The organism is Paenibacillus sp. FSL R5-0473, assembly GCF_038004565.1.
Classification (GTDB): domain Bacteria; phylum Bacillota; class Bacilli; order Paenibacillales; family Paenibacillaceae; genus Paenibacillus; species Paenibacillus amylolyticus.
Map to the genome: position 1 here is coordinate 2,282,330 of NZ_JBBORL010000001.1, position 20,398 is coordinate 2,302,727.

At 42.4% G+C, this 20,398-nt stretch carries 16 protein-coding genes; 4 read left to right on the plus strand and 12 right to left on the minus strand.

Annotated elements, in window-relative coordinates; translation table 11 throughout:
• Positions 1 to 15: 15 nt before the first annotated feature.
• The 3 genes from MKY28_RS10015 to MKY28_RS10025 all read right to left on the minus strand — a co-directional run bounded on the left by MKY28_RS10015 (position 16) and on the right by MKY28_RS10025 (position 3,785).
• Positions 16 to 948, minus strand: a complete 933-nt coding sequence (locus tag MKY28_RS10015) for an ABC transporter permease (protein ID WP_339193469.1) — start codon at positions 946 to 948, stop codon at positions 16 to 18.
• Positions 949 to 1,281: 333 nt separating this feature from the next.
• Positions 1,282 to 2,502: an amidohydrolase family protein gene (locus tag MKY28_RS10020; RefSeq protein WP_036615378.1), complete on the minus strand. Its 1,221-nt coding sequence runs from the start codon at positions 2,500 to 2,502 to the stop codon at positions 1,282 to 1,284.
• 23 nt (positions 2,503 to 2,525) lie between these two features.
• Complete coding sequence (locus MKY28_RS10025; RefSeq protein ID WP_051447392.1) at positions 2,526 to 3,785, minus strand: amidohydrolase family protein; 1,260 nt, start codon at positions 3,783 to 3,785, stop codon at positions 2,526 to 2,528.
• Between the two features lie 112 nt (positions 3,786 to 3,897).
• Between MKY28_RS10025 and MKY28_RS10030 the strand changes: the two genes are divergently transcribed.
• Positions 3,898 to 5,649: a PucR family transcriptional regulator gene (locus MKY28_RS10030; RefSeq protein ID WP_340935866.1), complete on the plus strand. Its 1,752-nt coding sequence runs from the start codon at positions 3,898 to 3,900 to the stop codon at positions 5,647 to 5,649.
• A 106-nt stretch (positions 5,650 to 5,755) separates the two neighbouring features.
• Here the strand turns inward: MKY28_RS10030 and MKY28_RS10035 are convergent, their stop codons facing one another.
• The 4 genes from MKY28_RS10035 to MKY28_RS10050 form a co-directional block, all read right to left on the minus strand.
• Entirely contained in the window at positions 5,756 to 9,559 is a 3,804-nt protein-coding gene (locus tag MKY28_RS10035; RefSeq protein ID WP_051449768.1) for a GH32 C-terminal domain-containing protein, read from the minus strand.
• A gap of 66 nt (positions 9,560 to 9,625) precedes the next feature.
• Entirely contained in the window at positions 9,626 to 11,218 is a 1,593-nt protein-coding gene (locus tag MKY28_RS10040) for a glycoside hydrolase family 32 protein (RefSeq protein WP_076317774.1), read from the minus strand.
• 395 nt (positions 11,219 to 11,613) lie between these two features.
• The gene (locus MKY28_RS10045) at positions 11,614 to 11,760 is read right to left on the minus strand and encodes a hypothetical protein (protein WP_200868520.1); all 147 of its coding nucleotides are present in this window, start codon (positions 11,758 to 11,760) and stop codon (positions 11,614 to 11,616) included.
• Between the two features lie 226 nt (positions 11,761 to 11,986).
• Positions 11,987 to 12,868, minus strand: coding sequence for a LysR family transcriptional regulator (locus MKY28_RS10050; protein WP_036615383.1), 882 nt, complete (start codon positions 12,866 to 12,868; stop codon positions 11,987 to 11,989).
• Between the two features lie 176 nt (positions 12,869 to 13,044).
• Between MKY28_RS10050 and MKY28_RS10055 the strand changes: the two genes are divergently transcribed.
• Positions 13,045 to 13,839: an SDR family oxidoreductase gene (locus MKY28_RS10055; RefSeq protein WP_036615385.1), complete on the plus strand. Its 795-nt coding sequence runs from the start codon at positions 13,045 to 13,047 to the stop codon at positions 13,837 to 13,839.
• 28 nt (positions 13,840 to 13,867) lie between these two features.
• A complete protein-coding gene (locus MKY28_RS10060) occupies positions 13,868 to 14,209 on the plus strand; it encodes a nuclear transport factor 2 family protein (RefSeq protein ID WP_036615388.1) in 342 nt (113 codons plus the stop codon).
• 118 nt (positions 14,210 to 14,327) lie between these two features.
• On the opposite strand, the gene MKY28_RS10065 is transcribed toward MKY28_RS10060, so the two are convergent.
• From MKY28_RS10065 to MKY28_RS10085, 5 genes are all read right to left on the minus strand, one after another.
• On the minus strand, positions 14,328 to 15,422 hold the full coding sequence (locus tag MKY28_RS10065; protein WP_036615391.1) for a Ger(x)C family spore germination protein: 1,095 nt from the start codon (positions 15,420 to 15,422) through the stop codon (positions 14,328 to 14,330).
• A gap of 2 nt (positions 15,423 to 15,424) precedes the next feature.
• Positions 15,425 to 16,540, minus strand: a complete 1,116-nt coding sequence (locus MKY28_RS10070) for a GerAB/ArcD/ProY family transporter (protein ID WP_036615394.1) — start codon at positions 16,538 to 16,540, stop codon at positions 15,425 to 15,427.
• Positions 16,537 to 17,997 (minus strand): spore germination protein, encoded by a 1,461-nt coding sequence (locus MKY28_RS10075; RefSeq protein ID WP_036615397.1) that lies wholly within the window; start codon positions 17,995 to 17,997, stop codon positions 16,537 to 16,539. The genes MKY28_RS10070 and MKY28_RS10075 overlap by 4 nt, the downstream gene beginning before the upstream one ends.
• A gap of 344 nt (positions 17,998 to 18,341) precedes the next feature.
• Entirely contained in the window at positions 18,342 to 19,427 is a 1,086-nt protein-coding gene (locus MKY28_RS10080) for an L-dopachrome tautomerase-related protein (protein WP_174806471.1), read from the minus strand.
• Between the two features lie 253 nt (positions 19,428 to 19,680).
• The gene (locus MKY28_RS10085) at positions 19,681 to 19,965 is read right to left on the minus strand and encodes a hypothetical protein (RefSeq protein ID WP_036615403.1); all 285 of its coding nucleotides are present in this window, start codon (positions 19,963 to 19,965) and stop codon (positions 19,681 to 19,683) included.
• Positions 19,966 to 20,153: 188 nt separating this feature from the next.
• Between MKY28_RS10085 and MKY28_RS10090 the strand changes: the two genes are divergently transcribed.
• Positions 20,154 to 20,396, plus strand: a complete 243-nt coding sequence (locus MKY28_RS10090; protein ID WP_036615405.1) for a hypothetical protein — start codon at positions 20,154 to 20,156, stop codon at positions 20,394 to 20,396.
• Positions 20,397 to 20,398: the final 2 nt, after the last annotated feature.

Consider the following 20,398-nt stretch of genomic DNA (forward strand, 5'->3'; position numbering starts at 1 on the left):
TGTTCTCCCCCTTAGCTAAAACAGCGCCAAATCCCGGTTTTTGCGACGAACGATCGCATTGGTCGTTAATACTAACAGAAAACCGACAATGGACTGGTACAGTCCGGCAGCGGATGACATTCCGAAATCCCCAAAAGTCATCAATCCACGATAAACGTATGTGTCAATGACATCGGTAGTCGTTTGCAGTGCACCCGAATTCAGCGGAACCTGATAGAACAATCCGAAATCGGAATTGAAGATGCGTCCCACTGCAAGAAGCACCATAATGACCATCGTGGGTTTAAGCAGAGGAAGGGTAATGCTCCAGACTTGCCTCCACTTGGATGCTCCGTCCAGCGTAGCGGATTCATAATATTCTTGGCTGATGCCTACGATTGAGGCCAGATAAACAATGCATGTATAACCAACGTTTTTCCATAGATATACGACACTTAATATAAAGGGCCACTTACCGGAATCCGCATACCACGACACGGGGTCTATCCCCAGTAAAGGAAGCACGTAATCGTTGACGAATCCGTTTTCCTCGTTGAGCAATGCCAGAACCAAGTAAGCGACAATGACCATCGAGATCAGATAGGGCAGCAAAATGATGCTTTGATACAGTCGGGAGGCAAATCGCTTTTTTACCTCGTTCAACAATACGGCCACAGCTATAGAGAGCACTGTTCCAAGCACGATAAATGCGCCGTTGTAAAGTAACGTGTTTCGGGTAATCACCCAAGCATCCTGCGTTTGGAACAGATAGGCGAAATTATCGAAGCCTACCCAGTCACTTCCCCAGATTCCTTTTGCAAAATTGATATCTTTGAACGCAATCACAATGCCGAACATGGGCAAGTAATTGTTGATGAACAGATAGACGATGCCTGGCAAAATCATGACCAATAACAGCCCATGCTTTCTGATGTTTTGGATGCGGTTTGCATGGAAACCTCGACGCATGTCTCTCTCCCCCTGTTCGTAACAATGATGTTTGGTTTGTGTAACTCCTCCAACATCCCTCCTATTCTATGAATGTCAGTTTATGTGACTCAAAATTGTTCTTATATGAATAATACGATGTAAGTAAGCCTCAGTCATTGGTGTGATTCACTAAAAAAAATGATTTAATTTGGATTATTACACCAAAAGAAAAGCCTGTCTAAATTTTAATGTTATGTATTATCACATTCACTGCATTAAGCAACGTATTATAAGCCCTGTGATCAGCCTTTTCATGTCAAAAAGCAACGCACCTGAAAAAGGATGCGCTGCTTCATGTATAATTAAAGATTGTTACGAATGGATGGCTGCCATCTGTCTGCTGTTGGGAAACATTCGACCACCAACAAGCACACCACCCGAAAATACAGCTTCGCGTGGAGGTGCTGCAGCCAACGCATGCATCGCATTTATGGCATTTACCAACGAGAAAGTGCCTTGTTCACCCACTTTTGGAGTTAATGGCGCATTGGAAATAAGCTTGTACGTTTCTAGCAACCAGAAGTCCTCCACCCAACCGGATGCTTCAGCGAGACGTGACCCACGGGAGAGCATATCGCCATTTCCGAATGGACTCCACGAATCCAAAATGTTATCGGAACCGATATGAACGGACACTCCCGTTTCCATCAACAGTTTGATGGGGGGCATAGGCCTGTCAATGGGCACACTCGTCATGATGGCTACGCCGGTCGCACACAACCTTTCCGCGAGTGAGCGCACCTCTGTTTCCCCAACCTGGCCCAAACAATAGGCATGGCTTACCGCGGTACGGCCGGGTATACCGGCTTGTTCTGTCAGTTCGGCGAAGCTCCTGATCGTGTATATTCCGAGATGACTCGGGTCATGCAGATGCAAGTCGATGCCAGCAGAGAATTCTGTCGCAAGTTCAAACATGGCTTCCAGACTGGCATCCACTCGGCGGTCCAATCCGGCCGGATCCACACCACCAACATAGTTGGCTCCAGCACGAAGCGCTTGCCGCATGACGGAAACGGAGTCGGATCGAAGCAGGCCTTGCTGGGGAAATGCCACAATTTCCATATCGATGCGTCCTTGGTACATCTCGCGCACTTCCAAGACCTCCTCAAGATGAGAGAGACCAATTTGCGGATCCACGTCAACGTGTGTGCGGATTGCCGTTGTACCTTGGGCTAACATTAAATCCAACATTCGTTTCGCACGTTCTCCCGCTCCGGTCGGTAGTTCTCCCAACATACTTTTCTCAAATTCCAACTGGCCGGGCAGCGTGACAAACGGCTGCAAAGACTTCCACGGCTCCCCAATAAAATGCTTGTCCAGATGGGTATGCATATCTGTCATTGGCGGTACATAGTGCAGCCCATCCGCGTCAATGACGGTTGTCGCCCTACCGGCAATATTTACAGATGTGAGATCCGCATCCGTTCCGGCAGTCTCAATGCTGACAATAAGTCCAGTTGCTTGATCAATCGTTAGATCAAACAGGTTTTCCGACCATTTGACATTTTTCACGAGTGTTAAGCCTTTCTCCATAACTCCATCCCCTTACTTCATAATTAGATTGTTTCCATCCCATCCGACAACCACGGTAATTCCAAAAGTTTTGAGTCAGTACAAGCTACCTGTAATCCCGATTTCCAAACCGTGCGGGCCTCCGGTTTATTAAGCAGCACTTCCCTCTCCGACCGCTCTCGGAACAATACCATATCAGCCGGAGCGCCAACCTTAACGCCATAATTATCAATGCCTAACGCCTGTGCTGCGTTATGAGTCAGCATGTTGGTCAAGATGAGCGCATCCCGTTTGCCGCCCATGTAAGAAGTAATCGCCAATAGCCAGGCAACCTCAATCGGGTCTGTTTTGCCAAACGGCGTGAATGGGTTGCGCACATTATTGACGCCAATTGCCACATTCACTCCACAATCCTGGAGCAGTTTCACAGGAGTCAGACCTCTATGATAACCTTCTGGACCTTCTCTTCCATTCAAAAAGAGGTCCGTCATCGGCAGCGTAATGACGCTGATTCCGGCAAGACACAGAAGCTCCCCGATAGCCGAAGCTTCGTGTTCAGGGAGGGAACCGAGCGAGGTTACATGTCCGGCGGCTACATGCCCCTGCATGCCTGCAGCAATGGTCCTTTTTGCAATTTCCACAACGGCACGGTCGTTGAAATCGACCGAGAAATCCGCGTGAAAATCCAACGGTTTTCCGTACTTCCCTGCCAGACCAAATGCAAAATCCAAGTGCTCCCCCAGGTCTGCATCCTGATAAGTGATTCCTCCAATCACATCGGCTCCCATACGAACGGCCTCTTCCATCAGCTCAACAGTCCCCGGACTCTTGAACACCCCTTCTTGCGGAAAGGCAACTACCTGTAAATCCAGTTGATGTTTTAAGGATTGTTTGAGACGAAGAGCAGATTCGACAGCTCTGAGTCCAAGAACCGGATCGACCTCTGCTTGGCAACGCATATGGGTTACACCATTCCTGACGGCTTCCCGAATGACAACCAGCGAGCGACGATACATGTCCTCCCTTGTGAACGAACTTTTCAGTTTGGATGTTATCTGAATCGCGTCCTGGAGAGACTCCGCCTCCCGATCCATGGAATCCAGCAAATATGCTTTTTCCAAATGAATATGCGGCTCGACGAATCCGGGTAGCAATAAGCCCCCTTTGCCTTGCACTACACGAGAAGCTTCGGTTTTCCTTTCCCCGCATGGCGTGACAAATGCAATCTTGCCTGAGGATATCCCGACATCCATTCGCCTTTCATCCCCGGAAATCACCGTATCTGTGATAAGTAGATCAATCATTACATCCTCCGTTCATGTACGCTTTTATTACACGCAAGAAACACTTTAAGCATAATTCACTCCTTCTGAGAAATCATTGGATGAAAAGGATAAAAATAATTAGCAATATTGGATGATCAAACCAAAGATATTTACTCCACATGATCGTAGTGTTATATTACTTAACAATAAAATAACTTGTTCCAGAAAGGGATGGGTCGATGTGCTGCTGACAGATTTGCTGAAAAACGGCATTTACGATGATGCTAGAGTGATTACGGGGCATAAGGGGCTAGTACGTGAGGTTCAAACGGTCAACATTATGGACTGTCCGGATATCATTCGCTTTCTAAGGCCGAACGAGCTCTTGCTGACCAACGGCTTTTTCATGAAGCAGCAACCAGAGATGTTTATTCAACTAATCAGGGACATGCAGCGTCTTCAGTGCTCGGGGTTGGCCATCAAAACCAAGCGCTTTGAACTACCAATCCCTGATGAAATACTTTGGGAAGCGGATCAGAACGAATTTCCCATCATCGAAATTTCCGATGTCCGTCTATCCCTTGGCGAAATTTTGCAGCGATCGACCAGTGTGATTCTGAATAACAAGAGTGACGAACTGCAATATGCACTCAGCATCCACAAAAAATTCTCCGAGATGATCATGCGCGGCAAAGGAATTTCCAGCATTATCGATTCTCTGTCCAAACTGTTCTCATCCCCAGTCGTTCTATTAAACTACAAATGGCAAACTATCTCTGCTTCCAGCCAGAATACAAGTGTTGCTGAACTCACTGCAGCCGCTGTAAATACACTTCAAGACTTGTCCGATATTTCTAGTCCCACTTCGTTGTGCTTCATCAACCCATCAGTCCGAGAGCGTTGCTGCATGCTGGTATATCCAGTAAAAACTTACCGCCACGAAGGCTATTTGTTATCATTTCATTCACCGGATCAATGGACTGGGCTTTTCGGTCTGACGCTTGAGCAGGCCTCCAACGTCATTGGAATGGAGTTGACTAAATCACAGGCTGTCAAAGAGCGCTCCCGCAGGCACAAAAACGAATTTTTCTCCGATCTGATTGAGGGATATATCACGTCTGAGCAGGAGGCGCTGAACCGCGGCAAGAGATGTGGGCTTATCAAGGAGCGTGCAAGCGTCTTGCTGACCATGCGTAATGACGAGGTGCATCACATGCATCAAAGATTTCCTAATTACGAAGGTTCGGCGCCTCCGAAAGGAGATAATATCACGGAGCAAGAGGAGCAGTACGAGCACATCAAACGTGTTTTTGGTGGGTTAGATCATTCCTTCGTCATGTTTACCAAACATGATACCTACTGTCTTCTTCTATCTATCCCTGAGTCGGGGTGGGATGAGGCAAAAATCACCGAGCAGTTGTCAGGAATGCTTAAAGAGCTGCATGTTGAGACAGGACTGAGTCTGTCTATCGGCATTGGCAAACCTGCAACAAATGTACTCGGCGTTCGTCATTCTTATACAGAAGCGATTAATGCATTGCAATTCGGCTACTGGCTAAAACGAAAGCAATTCGTCCAATCTTACCAAGCCAAGGACATCGGATATTTATTCCACATGCTTCCCCACAACGAACTGAAACAATTTTACGACGCGACCTTAAACGGACTGCTGCAGATTGCAGACGAACATGAAAAAAAAGAGTTGCTGCGCACCTTAAACGCTTTTTACGATACACAATGCCAGCTTGTCGAAACATCCAAGCAACTTTTCGTTCATCGAAATACGGTGGTGTATCGACTGGAAAAGTGTGAAAAAATCCTGGGTGTGAAACTCAAAGATCCAACTGAAAGCTTACGAATCCGCATAGCGCTAGCCATCGAACCTCTGCTAGGACAAGATTAAAAGAAAAAAGCCGCTATAATAGCGACTTGAATTGAACATGTTCCTGTCCCACGACACTTCTTTATTGGAATATCTATTAGTTACGCCATTATGGAATAAACTTTGATTATTTTGCTAATATCCACTTTTGTCGATCAAGTGATGGATTCAGTTCACTTAAGAAGAGTTCGGTCCCATCTTCCGATACCTCTAATGCTTTTTGATGATGAGCTGAAGTAATATGAACTGATCCGTCTTTGTTCTCGTGAAGGACCCAACGCTGGTTGTTGTACCCTAAGTAATGATACAGCTGAAGTTTGTTTTGCCCTATATCCAGATCAAGCGTCTGACCGGCCGTAGTACGAATCGAATACGAACCTTCTTCGTCACCTGTCGGAACAAATACCCACTTCTGGACGGAAGCTGCACTTGTATCTTGCAAGGTAACCGGCTCCCCGTTGACAAGGTTCACGGTATAAATGGATTTTTGTGTTGCGGCATTTATAAGACTGGACTTGGTGATGTTTGCAGGTTCACCGTTGCTCACATTGACGTTCTGATAAGATGCGGAGCCGCCAAAAACATGGAGTCCAAAGTGGCCTTCTGCAAAAGTACCATCCATGATATCTATCACTTTTTGACTGTCCACGTGAACGACAATATGCGGACCATGCGCTTCTATTTTCACCTTATACGTATGACCTGGCTGAATGAACGTTGGTACTTTTGCAAGAACCTGACGTTCTTCAAATCCTCCATTGATTTTATAGAAAAGACGAATGGCCTTCATGTTAGGGTCTAGATTCAGATAATAACCACTGCGACCATCTTCGCTAGCCCTGAACAAAATAGAACCTGCCCCTCCTGTTTCACCGAGCATCATGTCTGCTTCATACGTAAAGTTCCCAGCCTTCTCTTTGGCAATATAATTCGCATCGCTAAAATACTTACCACGAATCCCATGTTCACTAACTAACCATGAAGCAGCAGACAGATCTTTAGTCCATCCACTCAGGTTTGTCCGGAACTCGCCACCTGAGACTTTAATGAGCACACTACTGGAAGCTTTACCATTCGGAGTAGATACAGTGACTGTGGACTCCCCTTCTTTTTTTGCCTTAATAACTGCATGTGAATTGTCTACCAAGTCTATGGCTATTACGTCGTTATTACTGGAACTCCACTTCAGCGGTTGAACGCCTAGACCTGGGCCATACTCGACCATCGCCTGCAGTGTATCCGACTCGCCTACCCCCAGTTCCCGAACCCTCGTATCCATCTTTATTTGAGCTTTTGAAGGAATGTCCTCATTCCAGACAGATTGAAGTTGATGCACTTTCAAGGAAACAACGTTCACATTCCCACCTTTCACGTAAAAACTCATCGCTCTACTAGCAGGATCCGGAAATATTACATCTGAAAAGACGACTTTGCCGTTGTTACCAAAGGCTTCAACAGAAGATTCATCCACAAGAATACGCATCTTGATCCGATTATTCTCCATTTGCGTAGGCGCTTCATGTTTCTTACTAAATAGGTTAGAAAAATCCGTTTCACCGGATGCAGTTCGGTCCACAAACATATTACTATCGCTTGCCTTATAACCCACGACCGTCTTCTGATTTGCACCCTCACGAATGTTAAAGCCAAACTCGGTCGCTGTGCTGGTTTCAGGGATTTCAATTTCAGCTTCAATTTCGTAAGCACCTGAAATAATACCTTTTAGCAGATTCCCGGAAGAAGGACTCACCGACTTGTTAGAAGCAGAGTACAAAGGTTTACGCAGTGATTCCAATTCTTTGATTGGACTTTGCGTCATCCGAATTCCATCTTTGGTTGTTACCAATGATACTTCTCTCGGAATGGTTAGTTCACCTTTCCAATTGGACGTTGGGAAAGCGAACGGATAGTCCCAATTCGTCATCCACGCCATCATCACTGTGCGATGATCAGGCATGTTAGCGAAAGACATCGAAGCGTAAAACTCTTTACCAAAATCTGTTCTTAGTACCTTACCCGCCGGATTATCGTTCACGAATTTACCATCAGCTGTTAAATGACCGATAAAATACTCGGCATCTGATCCGCCTGTTTTGGGATTCGCTCCTGTACTGATCATCATAACCCACTTCTTCTGTGACGTTCCGTCTACCGGAAGCTGGAACAAATCAGGGCATTCCCATACGCCTCCGCGGACGTAATCCCCATATCCCCAATTATCTGTCAATGTCCAGTCAAGTAAGTTCGTTGACGTGTAGAAACGAATATGATCTCCTCCGGACACAACCATAACCCAGCGGTTATTCTCATCATCACGGATCACTTTCGGATCGCGGAAATCCCAATTCCCAGCTTCATTTCCGCTCTTACCCGGGTTCTCGATCACAATCGGGCGTTCCTTCGAATACTCCCAAGTACGACCTTGGTCTTTACTGTATGCCAGACCTATACGCTGGTTCCCATTCGGGCTATCTGGGTTAAAGGAAGTATAATATGCAATAAGGCCCTTGCCTCCTGAATCTCCGAATAAACCAGATGCATTTGTCATATCCGCAATAGCCGACCCAGACCAGACATGTCCGTGATCATTCCAGGGAAGTGCAATCGGAAGCCGTTTCCAGTTCAGCATATCTTTACTTACCGCATGCGCCCATGTTCCTCCATCCTGATGGAAGAGATGATATTCTCCTTCGAAGTAGACAAGTCCATTCGGATCACTCGCTGAACCACGTATTGGCGTGTAATGATATTGTGGACGATATATCTCATTGTAATATTGGCTCAGTTCCGTTACATAAGTATCCTGAAAGTAAGCCGTCCCCTTTTTTACGACGATTCCGGTACTTCCACTCCTGTAGGTTGAATCTTTCACGTCAATCGCGGCCGTAGTGTATCCGTCCAGGAAGACCTGAATTCGATCTCCCTTTGCCTTGATTTCCACATGATGTTTGGCTCCCATCTGACTCGGATAAGTACGTTGCGAACTTGCAATTACTGTTCCTTTTGTATTCGTCAAACTTACACGGACCTGATCTCCTTCCTTCGTAAGAGTAGCTTCATATCCTTCAGCTCCATCGGTTGAAGATCGAAATGCGAGAGCTGCAATAGAATCAGGACGAAGGGTAATATTCCCTTCATAGACCATATCAGTCGCCTCTTTGTTATAGATTTGCTGTGCTATGCTCCCCTGTTCTACCGTCCCTCTTTTGCCGTTGATATCAGGTTGCCATTTTCCCTTGCTAGAAATCACCGGCCCCAAATTACCTTTCAGATCACTCACCACGATGTTCGAAAACAAGGCGGATCCATCCCATACATGGAGTCCAAGCTTTCCGCTTTGATACGAAATGTCCTGAACATCAATTAATGGTTTATATTGATTGCCCCAATATACTTTTAGCGAGGAACCCACTGCCTTCACTTTGAGATGATAGATTTGCCCCATTTCAACAGAAACTTTACGCTCCTCCTTTAATTTCCCATCTCCATTTCTTGCATCTCTTAACCGAATCAGGCCTGCGTCCGGAACGATTTGCAGCATGTACGAGCTAAAGCCATCCTCATTAGATCGAAACAACAATGTTGCATCCGCCTTCGTATCCCTGATCATGACATCAGCTTCATAGATAAAATCATCGGACACTGTCTCTGAGATGGCCATTACATTTTCTTTAGGCTGTGAAGTTAGCAAGATTCCTTCTGAAGTATCCTCTAATCCTCCTTTTCCTTTCACTTGCCAGCCTATCAGATTGGTATTTGATTTGGATGCGCTTTCAAAAATATCAAGCTCCTCCTTTGCCTGTTTATTTGTTTCCTGATCTGCAAGTACAGCACTAGCCGCAATTGATTTAGATGTAAAAATCCCGTTTGAAGTCAGAGCTAATCCCGTTGCCATCAGAAGACATATTGCGAATTTAGATTTATCTTTCATTCCATACCCTCTTTTCTAATAATATTGTGAAGTTGGTTCAAATTTAATTGGTTTTGGACAACCAGTTCAGTTCGGTTGATTTTCCCAAATGCTTACGAGATCATTGATTTGAAGCGACACGACCTTTAGTTCTCCGCCAATGGCATAGAGTTCCAGCCCTCTACTTCCCAAGTCGGGGAAAATCGTGTCTGAAATGATAGTTGTCCCATTGTTGCCAAAGATCTCTACACTTGACCAATCAACATAGATGCTCAACTGTATCCGTCTATGCTCTGGCTTCATAGGGGCCTTGTGTTTTGTAGCAAAATCGGGATGGAAATCAACAGCGTTTGACTTCGTTCGATCGACAAACAACTCCTCATTCAAGACATTATATCCGATGACTGTCTCCTGGTTGGAAGAGGAAGACTTTCGCACCTTGAACCCAAATTCTATTGCATTACCGATTTCGAATTCCGCAATAATTTCCATCTTTGTAGCAGAAACATCAGACAAAACGTTCATATCTGGTTTAATCGTAATGTCTTGTAGAGACAGAATTGATCTTCTAAGTTGATTTAACTCACTTATGGGTGCTTGAATTAAGCGAAGTCCTTCCGAATACGTCCTGAGCTGAATCTCTCGTGGGATGGACATATGGCCACGCCATTCTTTAGAAGGAAGAGTGGAAGCATAACGCCAATTATTCATCCAGCCGACCCAAATCTTTCGCCCATCCTCATTCGGTATACCATCCCAGGTCACGGCCGCGTAAAAGTCAGATCCGTAATCTATCCATTGGATTGTATCGAATGATTCCAATGTTTCATCTAGTGTAAAAACCTTACCATCAAAGTGACCTATAAAATACATCATGCCAGAACCGCCTGCGGGTGGTTCTGAATCGTTTGGATTTACGCCATTTCTATCTCCGATACTTAGTGTCAGAATCCATTTAGTGGTATTAGGGTCCTCATCCACTTGGAGTTTAAAAACATCAGGACATTCAAAAATCCCACGATGTATGCCTGGAATATCAGAACCGAAACCGCTTGCAAAAAACCAATCCTTAAGATTCGAAGATGTGTAAAATTCTACATGGTCACTTACAGCAAGAACCATTACCCAGTTTGAGGATTCTTCATGCCAGAATACTTTTGGGTCTCGAAAGTCTAGCGTCTCCGTGGGGAATAAAACAGGGTTACCTTCATACTTTGTCCAGGTTCGACCATTGTCCTTACTGTAAGCGATGCTTTGAACCTGCGGTTTACCGGGTTGAGCGTTGTTACCATTATTAGTATAAATTGCAACCAATCCTGATCCTGCTTCGTTGAAGAATCCGCTTGTATTGTTCTTATCGACTACCGCACTTCCCGAAAAGATCGCTCCATCTTCCCCAGGTGAGATGGCTGGTGGGAGTTCATCCCAATGTACTAAATCATTACTTACTGCATGTCCCCAATGCATTCTGTCGAAGTCAGGCTGCGTATCATGGGGAGTATATTGGTAGAAAAGGTGATACTCTCCTTCGTAATAAACCATTCCGTTAGGATCGTTAATCCAATTTCCCTTAGGGGAATAATGTATTTGCGGTCGGTATTCATTTTTATAAATAAAGTTTTCTGGATCTTTGCTGATATTATTTTCACCTGATAGATGTACTTTTTTAATTTTATTCACGCTCCCTTAAGGCTATTTAAAATCTAAAAAAGTAATTTGCATTCCTTATTAACAAAATAAGCCACTCGTTTTCATTTGTCAAAGTATTTTTGTTTAAATGAACATTATTATTTATGTATATATCTGTTTTAGTTTACATTTGCACATTTTATGATTGATTATAGAAAAAAACAATTTTTTATTTAAGTTGACTTAATCATTTTTTTATTGCTTTAAACCTAATGGTTTACAAATGTAAAAAAGGTTGCATCTAAACTTCTCTTTACTTGTTCAACAAAATATTCGTTAGTATTAAACCCAATTTTACCGATAAAACAAAAAAAGCCGCTAAAATAGCGACTTCAATAGGAATATGTTCATTTCCCGCGGCAGGTTAATTAATTAACGTCTTGCCTTCATTTAATAACTTCAACCTTTTTATCCCCTGCTGACTTCGCTACCTCTAACGTTGTGTTACCTTGGATAGTGACTATTAGGCCAGTAGCCAGCATAGAAACGATTAAAGCTGCACTGAGGGCTGTGGAAATTTTCTTCTTGACCATAACCATACCTCCGATATCTATTATGTTGTGATAAGCGGCTCAAAGAACTATGATGAGCCGAGTGTGACTGGTATTACAATATTTCACTTTTTTGTTTGTTATCTACCTGGTGATTGTATTATAACGCACTGCCAATGATTGTAAAAGGATTTTTTCCTTGTGTTCAAATACAATAAAGTATGATTGTTTTCTCAGAATTTCTTTTCAAAACTAAAAAATTTGGCGGTCATTCTCCTTGATGTAAAGTATCCACATATTCAATAAACCTTTTCGCTGCTGGGGAAATATTATGATCATCTCTCCACTTTAATCCTATTTCCCAGTACCATCCTTCATCAATGATAGGGATCCAGACCAATTCATCTAACATCAACCCCAGCGTCTTAGGCAGTACTGATACACCTAGACCCGACTTTATAAAACCGGCTACAGTGATCAGGTCCTCCGCTTCATAAGCCGAAGCAAGAAAAAATCCGGTATGTCGGAACCGGGATATGATCGTTGCTTTTAATCCACAGTTGTTTTTCAATCCAATAAAAGGCTCGCCAGACAGCTCTGTCAAACTAAGAGCGCTACAATCTGCATAACGATGTTGGGAGGGAACAACAATGTATAAAGGAACATTTTTAATCGTCTTCCAGTGATGATTATCCAAAGTAGATTCCCTCGATGTAATCATAATATCCGAGAATCCTTGCTCCAGATGTTCATCAATATCTCCTAAGTTCCCTTGTGTCAATTCGAACCGAACTTTGGGATACTTCAATTGATAACTCCGAATTAGGCTAGGGATCAATTCAACACCGAGAATATTTAGATAAGACAACGTAATCACACCAGTATCCGGGTTGGACCACTCTTCGATTTCCTTTAGACCATTTTCAATATTATGTAGGGCCCTACCAATCCATTTAGAGAACATAGTACCGTTGCGGTTCAGCTTAATATTTCGTCCATTTCTCTCAAATAAAGGAGCTCCTATCTCGTTTTCAAGCTTGGCAATTGCATGACTTAACGCTGGCTGAGTAATACCGAGTTTTTTGGAGGCTAAGGTCATATGTTCAAGCTGTGCAACGGTCATAAAGTATTCCAATTGTGTAAGTTCCATTAAAACACCCCTCCATATATTAATAATATTCATCATTTCTATTATTATAATAAATTGGACGTTATGAAAGTAGCAAGTGTAGTATTAGTTCTAGCTCCTCTCGAACTACACATTAAGGTTTAGAGACAGAGCAATTTCAAATTAATCATTGAATACCATCACTAGGAGGAATAGTTATGCATAAAGAGTTTGAGTTCTCTGTATCAGAATTTAAAGGTAAAAGGGTGCTTGTAACCGGAGGAACAAAGGGAATGGGGCAAGCAGTTGTGAAAAGACTTGCAAACGGCGGAGCTACAGTTCTTACTACTGCCCGTTCCCTATCTGCTGACTTGCCAAATTCGGTCAAATTTGTGCAAGCAGATGTCGCCACACCTGAAGGTGTAGAGCAAATAATTACAGCAGTAAAAGAGCAACTTGGAGGTATCGATATTATCGTCCATTGCGTAGGTGGATCAACGACACCACCAGGAGGCGCACTTGCATTGAGTGATGAGGATTGGCTTCATACATTAAATTGGAATTTACTCGCAGCAGTTCGACTTGATCGTGGCTTAATTCCACTTATGTTAGAAAATAATTCAGGCGTTATTCTTCATTTCACTTCCATCCAGAGACGTTTGCCTTTATATGAAACTACACTGGCTTATGCGTCTGCCAAAGCCGCGCTGGCTAATTATAGCAAGGGATTATCAAATGAATTTTCCCCACAAGGAATTCGCATAAATACGTTGTCTCCTGGGTTTATTCAGACAGAAGCAGCTGACGCATTAATTGATCGGATCGCAACTGAAACCGGAAGTCGAGAAAGTGCCCTTGAACAACTTATGACTTCACTCGGAGGTATTCCAATTGGTCGGCCAGGATTTCCTGAAGAAGTCGCTGAGCTGGTCGCATTTCTGGTCTCAGACCGAGCAGCATCTATTACAGGTAGTGAATATGTCATAGATGGGGGAACTATCCCTACCGTCTAATAATTAATTAATAAAGGGAGAGAACAATATGGATCTCAATCATTTACCGTCTGTAATTGCCAAATACATTACTGCATCTAACAAGCCAGACCCAGTAGTATTTGTAGATTGTTTTTCAGAAAATGCCGTTGTGATGGATGAAGGAAAAAAGCGAAATGGCAAACAGGCGATTCGGAAATGGAGTGATCAAAACCATTTCGCGGCGAATGTAACGTTAGAGCCAACAAAAGCCAAAAAAATAGGTGATGAAATTGTGTTAACATGCAAGCTGGATGGTACCTACGATAAGACGGGTCTACCCGATCCGCTATTATTGGATTATCATTTTGTTATTGTTGACGATAAGATCATTAGACTTTCCATTTTCTAAAGATATCCAAATGGCTTGTCCGCCACGGGCTGCAGTAATAAGCTCTCTTTGTACATGATTTGAACAAAAAGATGCCCCCACAATGATGTATTTGATCATGTAGGGGGCATCTTTTAAATCACGACAGCCGTTCAACATTAATCAAAGGCTGTATTTTGATGTCGAAGTCAACATTAATTTTCATATTTTCCCAATATCTCAACCATTGCTCTTCCGTTATTGGTTTAGAAAAAGGCTTAAGTGAATGTGTTCCGACCTCTAAGGGATCCACTCTCAACCGTTGCATACTTTTTAATAATTCTGACGTTTGTTCCTCAAGGTATACCTCAATCTCATGAATTAAATGTTCCAATTGTTCCTCGCTTTGAATATTCTTTTCTCCCTGATATTCCTCAATTCTTCCTTTCAATCCCACATGTAAAGACAAGGATGAATAGTCACTTGATAGTTTCATGCGAATATTGGATCGAACACGTCCCAAACTGATAGATAACTTTGGAATGGCCAAGACTTTTAAGAAATGATCGTTATCCAGAAGTTGAAAAATTTCATCACTTACGTCTTGAGTAACCATTACTTCTTTATCATTTTGGAAAAAGGCCGTTCCTACGTAATTGAAATTGTTTTTATCCGCATGAAAAACCGGCAGGATCGGATCCTTAAGAGGGGAATATAACATCTTCATGAATTGATGAATATTGACAATGCTCATTTCACCTTGGTTATGTTCCTCGTAATGCTTTAACATCCGATAAAGAAAATAATCTTGGTTTTCTTGCTTCGTCAATTGATTTTTTATGTATTCATCAAAATCGCCTCTGACAATCAATAAATAGACATGCATTGAAATATCGGGATCAACCAATATCGTATTGATCAGCTTTTCAATGCCTTCTTTTGTTGCCAGTTCCTCATTGATTAATAACATTCGCAGCTGCCCCTGCTTTAATTCCCGATAATAAATTAAATTAAACTCCTTGCCCCCCTGTTTTAACAGATCAACTTCCTTGGAGAGAAAGCGTTTTTTTTCTTTGATGAGTGGTGGCACTAAAGTGCTGATTTTAAACTTCCCCTCCGTCCCCTTGTCAACCGACCAGAAAACTACCGGAGCGATCTCTTCGATGATATTGTTCTCGGCATATGGTGAAGAGCAACCGGCCATCCACATAAGGCTTACAATCGCCAATAAACCATAATGCTTGTATGGTATCATGCCTACACACTCTCCTTTCGTTTAACCATAGTGAAAAGGATCGTAGGAACAAGTAAATAAATGAATGCACCAAGCCAGATTTGAATGTTCAGCAACATCTTTTGACCCGGAACCGTTTGCCATAACCATTGATCCATTATGATAATACTTATCAAAATGACAAACCAACTCGACAATAATCCGAGCCGAGTTGTGCTTTTGTTCATTTTTTTCATAAAGACTCTTCCAGCTCCATATAAACACAACAAAAGAATTGAAATGTCAAATACATAATTAAACATATGGAAAGAGATAAGGATGTAATCGATTCGTTCTAAACCACTCATTTGAATGTAACTTCCCATATATACTACCGGAAAGTTGATCTTGCTTAAAAAGTTTGAACCGTAAAACAATACCGAAGCAATGAACAATAATGAATATTCCATAATCGTCAGCATGTTTCCAATGACAAGATATTTTGATATTTTTTTATTGGAGCTTAACCATGGAACCATAAAGGCCAAATATACTGGACCGGAAAATGCCGACCAAATAAACAACAAGCCCTGCCATGAATGTCCTGACCATTCGGTGGGGATTAGAGGATACAAATCGCGGTAATTTGCAATCGTTGGAAAGAAAAAGGGAATAAACATGATTAAGATCCACGCCCCGCAAAGAAAGGCGATAACGACAAAACGCAATGTTTTTTCCATGCCATGTGAAGCCACAAATAAACTGATCGAAAGGATAACTAGGATCAGCCACTTTTTATTCATTGATGGATATATAAAATTATGGAGCATTTCAACGTAACCCAGTGTGATGATTGAAATTTTTAACAGTATTATTACAAAACCAAGTATCGCGAAAACTTGAACCGCCCGTTTCCCAAAAAGCTGTACAAATCCTTGATAGCCTTTCGATGCATAACTGGAAGTAAACCATTTGGATAGCATCATCAAATTAAGTTGGGACAGTAGCCCCAAGGCGACAATTCCCCAAACCATATAGGAATGAACCAAATAAACCGGCATGATTAAAATAAAATAATGCATTTGCGTTCGATTAACTAATAAAAGGAAATGGATGCCGCCAAGGGTGGAAGTTTGATTGAATAGGGATAAAGTCTTCATTTCTTCATCTTCTCCTGTCGCCATTTCTGTAGTGGTTTTAGATTATGCGGACGCGTTTTCATCCAAATCAAAGGCCCGCGAATAAAGAGGTCAATCCAATCCTTCCCATAAAAAGGTGAAAGCGGCGCTAAATAAGGTTGACCTAATGACGTTAATGCATGGAGATGCGCAAGAATGCCGATTATCCCGACCACGATTCCTGGCAGCCCAAGAAACGATGCAAGGATAAGAAGAAGCAATTGCAACAGAACCATGGATTTTGTCATTTGATAATTGGGAACTAAAAAGAAAGCAATAGCGGATATACCCATCAAAACAATTAATACTTTACTTGCAAAGCCTGCCTCTACAGCCGCTTGTCCAATGACAATACCACCGATAACCCCTAGAGTTTGACTGGTTTTGGTCGGCATTCGCAAACTTGCTTCTTTGATGATTTCCAGCGTTACGATCATGAAAATTCCTTCCACAAACGGAGTAAAGGGCAATTTGCTTCTCGATTCCAATAATACGAAGAGAATCGGCAGCGGAACCATTTGGTAATGAAATGTCGTTAACGCAACATAAAAAGGAATCATCGTCAAAGAAATAATAAAACTTCCATACCTCATTAAACGTAAAAAACTGGCTACCGGCCAACGAAGGAAGTAGTCTTCTGGCGATTGGAATAGATGGAATAATGTAATGGGACAAATTAAAGCAAACGGTGAATTGGAGACTAATAAAGTCAGCTTACCCTCACCTAAGGCGAAGGCGCAGGCATCCGGCCGATCCGTTTGTAGAAACTGGGGAAAGACCGTATGGTTATGATCTTCAATAAAAGCTGCAAGCTGTGCGGAGTCTAAAAACTGATCGAAATCCACACTTTCAATTTTCTCTCTTGCAAGGGAAACAAATTCCGGATTAATTATTCCGTCTATGTACATTAACACAACTTTTGTTTTACTCAGTGATCCTATAGTGAAGCTTTCCGTTTTTAATGTCGTTATAGGCAAACGTCTGCGCAACATTGTAATGTTATTATCGATTTGTTCGCTGAAGCTATCTTTCGCTCCATATATAACCGTTTCCGTTTGGGAAGGTTCAATTGCCCGGCCAAGAGGATTTTCCAACTGTATGCCTAGCCATTGATCGTTGACTGAATCGTATAGAAGAATATATCCTTGCATTATTTTTTGCCCAGCATCTTCGATCGATATAACTTCTGAAACATCAGAATTGATTATGCATGAAGGAAGCGAATTTCCGCCTGATTGATGAAGTGGCTGAATAATCGCCTCGTTTAAACGCTCTTGATCTATTAATGTTTTTATAAATAAAAGATGGACTGAAGCACTCGTACCTATTTTGTGCTCAATGATTTCGGCATCTTCCATATGGTTTAATATCTGTTTTAAATCATCAAGCCATGTAGACTTTTGATGATTTTTCATTTGAGGCTCGTGTTTTTCAACCATGGTCGTCTCCTTTATCAAAGTAATAAAATGGTGATAAGGTTAATATCTTGTCCTGTAATCGAAAAATCATACGACCGGCAATTTGTAGTTTAACAGCAATATCGGGAACAACATGCTACCAGATTAATCTTAATCGAATGAGTGTATTATGGTACCCTACCCTTTGTATCTGTCTCCGGCTTTCCTCTTGGGCGACAAAAAACAAAAAGACAGGCATCAACTGATACCTGTCCCTATCTTAAGTTCATTAGAATTACTATATTGCCCTTAGATAAAGGGCCTACGGTCCCGCAAAATGAACTGAATAATCTGCTATTAAAATCTGCTTTGAAAAGTGGGATGTATCAAAAGGTAGGAGCAGGTAATTCATCAATGTTCATGCGTAGTAGACTATAGGGTTTTTGTCGCAGGTCTTTTCCGTAATGAAATCTGGCCTGCCTATGTAATTGGTTCACAATTACATATAAGTATTGATCCGGACCAATAGAAAAAGTATCCGGCCATAAAATTCGGGGATCATGGGCGATGGTTTCCATGATTCCATTTGGCAATATCTTTCGAATACTATCGTTTTCGTAATCTCCAGCATAAACGTTTCCTTTAGCGTCTGTGATCATCCCATCAGATGCACCCTTCTCTCCCCAATACTGCACAAGATCACTTAACTTAAAATCCGGTATCGTTCTGTCTCTTAACGATTCTGTTGAGATAGAGAATAACTGGCGACTGGTTAATGGACAATAGAATAACATTTTTCCATCAGGGGAAATCGCTATACCATCAGAGGCCAATCGAAACGGAGATGTCGAACCATCCGCGTTTCGATTCATCAAAATTTTACCTTCCACTTTCGGCACAAAATACGGATCGGGTGAGGTCGAGCTTGCTCCATGCAACCGTCTATACGCATTTCCGTTTTCTAAATTTACGACGATAATAGCGCCTGGACCATTGGAAGAAGAATCCGTTATATATGCGTAACCTGCTTTTCCTACACGAAAGTCAAATCGGACATCATTTAGATACGTTGTCGGCAAGACTACATCATCTGCAAATGTATATACTTTTCTAATTGTATTTGTTTCTAAATCTACCGCGACTAATTTTGCCCCTCCTTTAATAGGCTCTGAAAAATTTGGTGCAGCCGTGTCCAGTACCCACAGGGTTCCCCTTCCATCTGCAACAACACTCTGGACACTAATGAAGGACATAACGATATTCAATGGGTTGATCAAATTCGTTTCTTCATTAGGATAAGGTTGCATCTGACCATCAACAATTTCCGCTACCGTAAATCTAACGTCATCTCCCCATTTTGGAAAGCAAATAAAGGTACGCCCGGTTTCGGATACACTAACGCCTGTAGGCATAGCCCCGTAAAAGGAATGAACGAGTTCTAACTTACCAAAATATTCTTCCATAGGTAACATAGGCTGTATGATGTCCTCCTCAACATAGTTGAATAGATATTACCTATAATTATGTTCAAGACTTTTTCTAATGCCTGGCCCTTAATCATTCTTTTTTAACCTCGATTTTGAAATTGTCCGATACATTTAAAAATACAAAAAAACTTCGGCGTAAGCCGAAGCATGTTGACGTTAACTATATGTGCTCTAGGAAAAATGCTTCTTCCGATCGTCAACGCAAAACTTTGCCAAGCTTATCAGTACCAAAACCGTTTTATTGTTGGTCCGGTAAACCTAATGCATTGGCTGAAGTTATCGCTTGATCTAAAAATTCCTCTGCTCGGGTCAATTGCTGCCTGGCAATCTCCAACGCTTGTGAATTTGTTGCCGCATTAGATTCACTTAACGAGCTTATTGCCTGATTTAAAGCCGTCTGCACCTTAGAAACCGCGTTAGATGCATGCTGCTCCAGCGTATTACTACCACTCGAGTTAAGTGCATCTTCTGCTGGTTTTCTTGCGTTTTCGGTTGCTAGATCAATTTTGTTTTTATTGGGCACCGTGACTCCTCCTTCCATGAGTAAGATCATTCATTTAAACAGAAATAAGTATGGGATTGAGATTTTGTATATATCCCTGCGACTGTATGGGAATATTCGGATCTTACCTCTCCGGTGATCCATATTAGTATAAGATCCGATGCATTGGAAAATCTAATCTTGATGAAAAAGGAGGGGATCATTTCTGAATGGCTAATCCAACGCTAGCGCCGCACGAATCGATGGAACTGCATGAAGCGTTAAACTTCAAAACGCTCTGCATCGCTAAGTCGAAACTTATGCAAGGCCTGGTCTTTGACCAAGAGCTAAAAGCATTAATGCAGAAAGACGTAATTCAATCCATACAACAGATTGCTGAGCTGCAAGCAATCTACGCAAGAGCTCCTTTTCAAGCACCCGTTCCGAATAATCCGACACCTATAACACATTAAGG

What these genes read in the sequence shown, in the direction of transcription:
- MKY28_RS10045 (WP_200868520.1), bottom strand. Translation starts at nt 11,760, where the DNA reads ATGGTCAAGAAGAAAATTTCCACAGCCCTCAGTGCAGCTTTAATCGTT.
- MKY28_RS10080 (WP_174806471.1), bottom strand. Translation starts at nt 19,427, where the DNA reads ATGTTACCTATGGAAGAATATTTTGGTAAGTTAGAACTCGTTCATTCC.
- MKY28_RS10020 (WP_036615378.1), bottom strand. Translation starts at nt 2,502, where the DNA reads ATGGAGAAAGGCTTAACACTCGTGAAAAATGTCAAATGGTCGGAAAAC.
- MKY28_RS10035 (WP_051449768.1), bottom strand. Translation starts at nt 9,559, where the DNA reads ATGAAAGATAAATCTAAATTCGCAATATGTCTTCTGATGGCAACGGGA.
- MKY28_RS10090 (WP_036615405.1), top strand. Translation starts at nt 20,154, where the DNA reads ATGGCTAATCCAACGCTAGCGCCGCACGAATCGATGGAACTGCATGAA.
- MKY28_RS10050 (WP_036615383.1), bottom strand. Translation starts at nt 12,868, where the DNA reads ATGGAACTTACACAATTGGAATACTTTATGACCGTTGCACAGCTTGAA.
- MKY28_RS10070 (WP_036615394.1), bottom strand. Translation starts at nt 16,540, where the DNA reads ATGAAGACTTTATCCCTATTCAATCAAACTTCCACCCTTGGCGGCATC.
- MKY28_RS10030 (WP_340935866.1), top strand. Translation starts at nt 3,898, where the DNA reads ATGATCAAACCAAAGATATTTACTCCACATGATCGTAGTGTTATATTA.
- MKY28_RS10075 (WP_036615397.1), bottom strand. Translation starts at nt 17,997, where the DNA reads ATGGTTGAAAAACACGAGCCTCAAATGAAAAATCATCAAAAGTCTACA.
- MKY28_RS10065 (WP_036615391.1), bottom strand. Translation starts at nt 15,422, where the DNA reads ATGATACCATACAAGCATTATGGTTTATTGGCGATTGTAAGCCTTATG.
- MKY28_RS10025 (WP_051447392.1), bottom strand. Translation starts at nt 3,785, where the DNA reads ATGATTGATCTACTTATCACAGATACGGTGATTTCCGGGGATGAAAGG.
- MKY28_RS10055 (WP_036615385.1), top strand. Translation starts at nt 13,045, where the DNA reads ATGCATAAAGAGTTTGAGTTCTCTGTATCAGAATTTAAAGGTAAAAGG.
- MKY28_RS10060 (WP_036615388.1), top strand. Translation starts at nt 13,868, where the DNA reads ATGGATCTCAATCATTTACCGTCTGTAATTGCCAAATACATTACTGCA.
- MKY28_RS10015 (WP_339193469.1), bottom strand. Translation starts at nt 948, where the DNA reads ATGCGTCGAGGTTTCCATGCAAACCGCATCCAAAACATCAGAAAGCAT.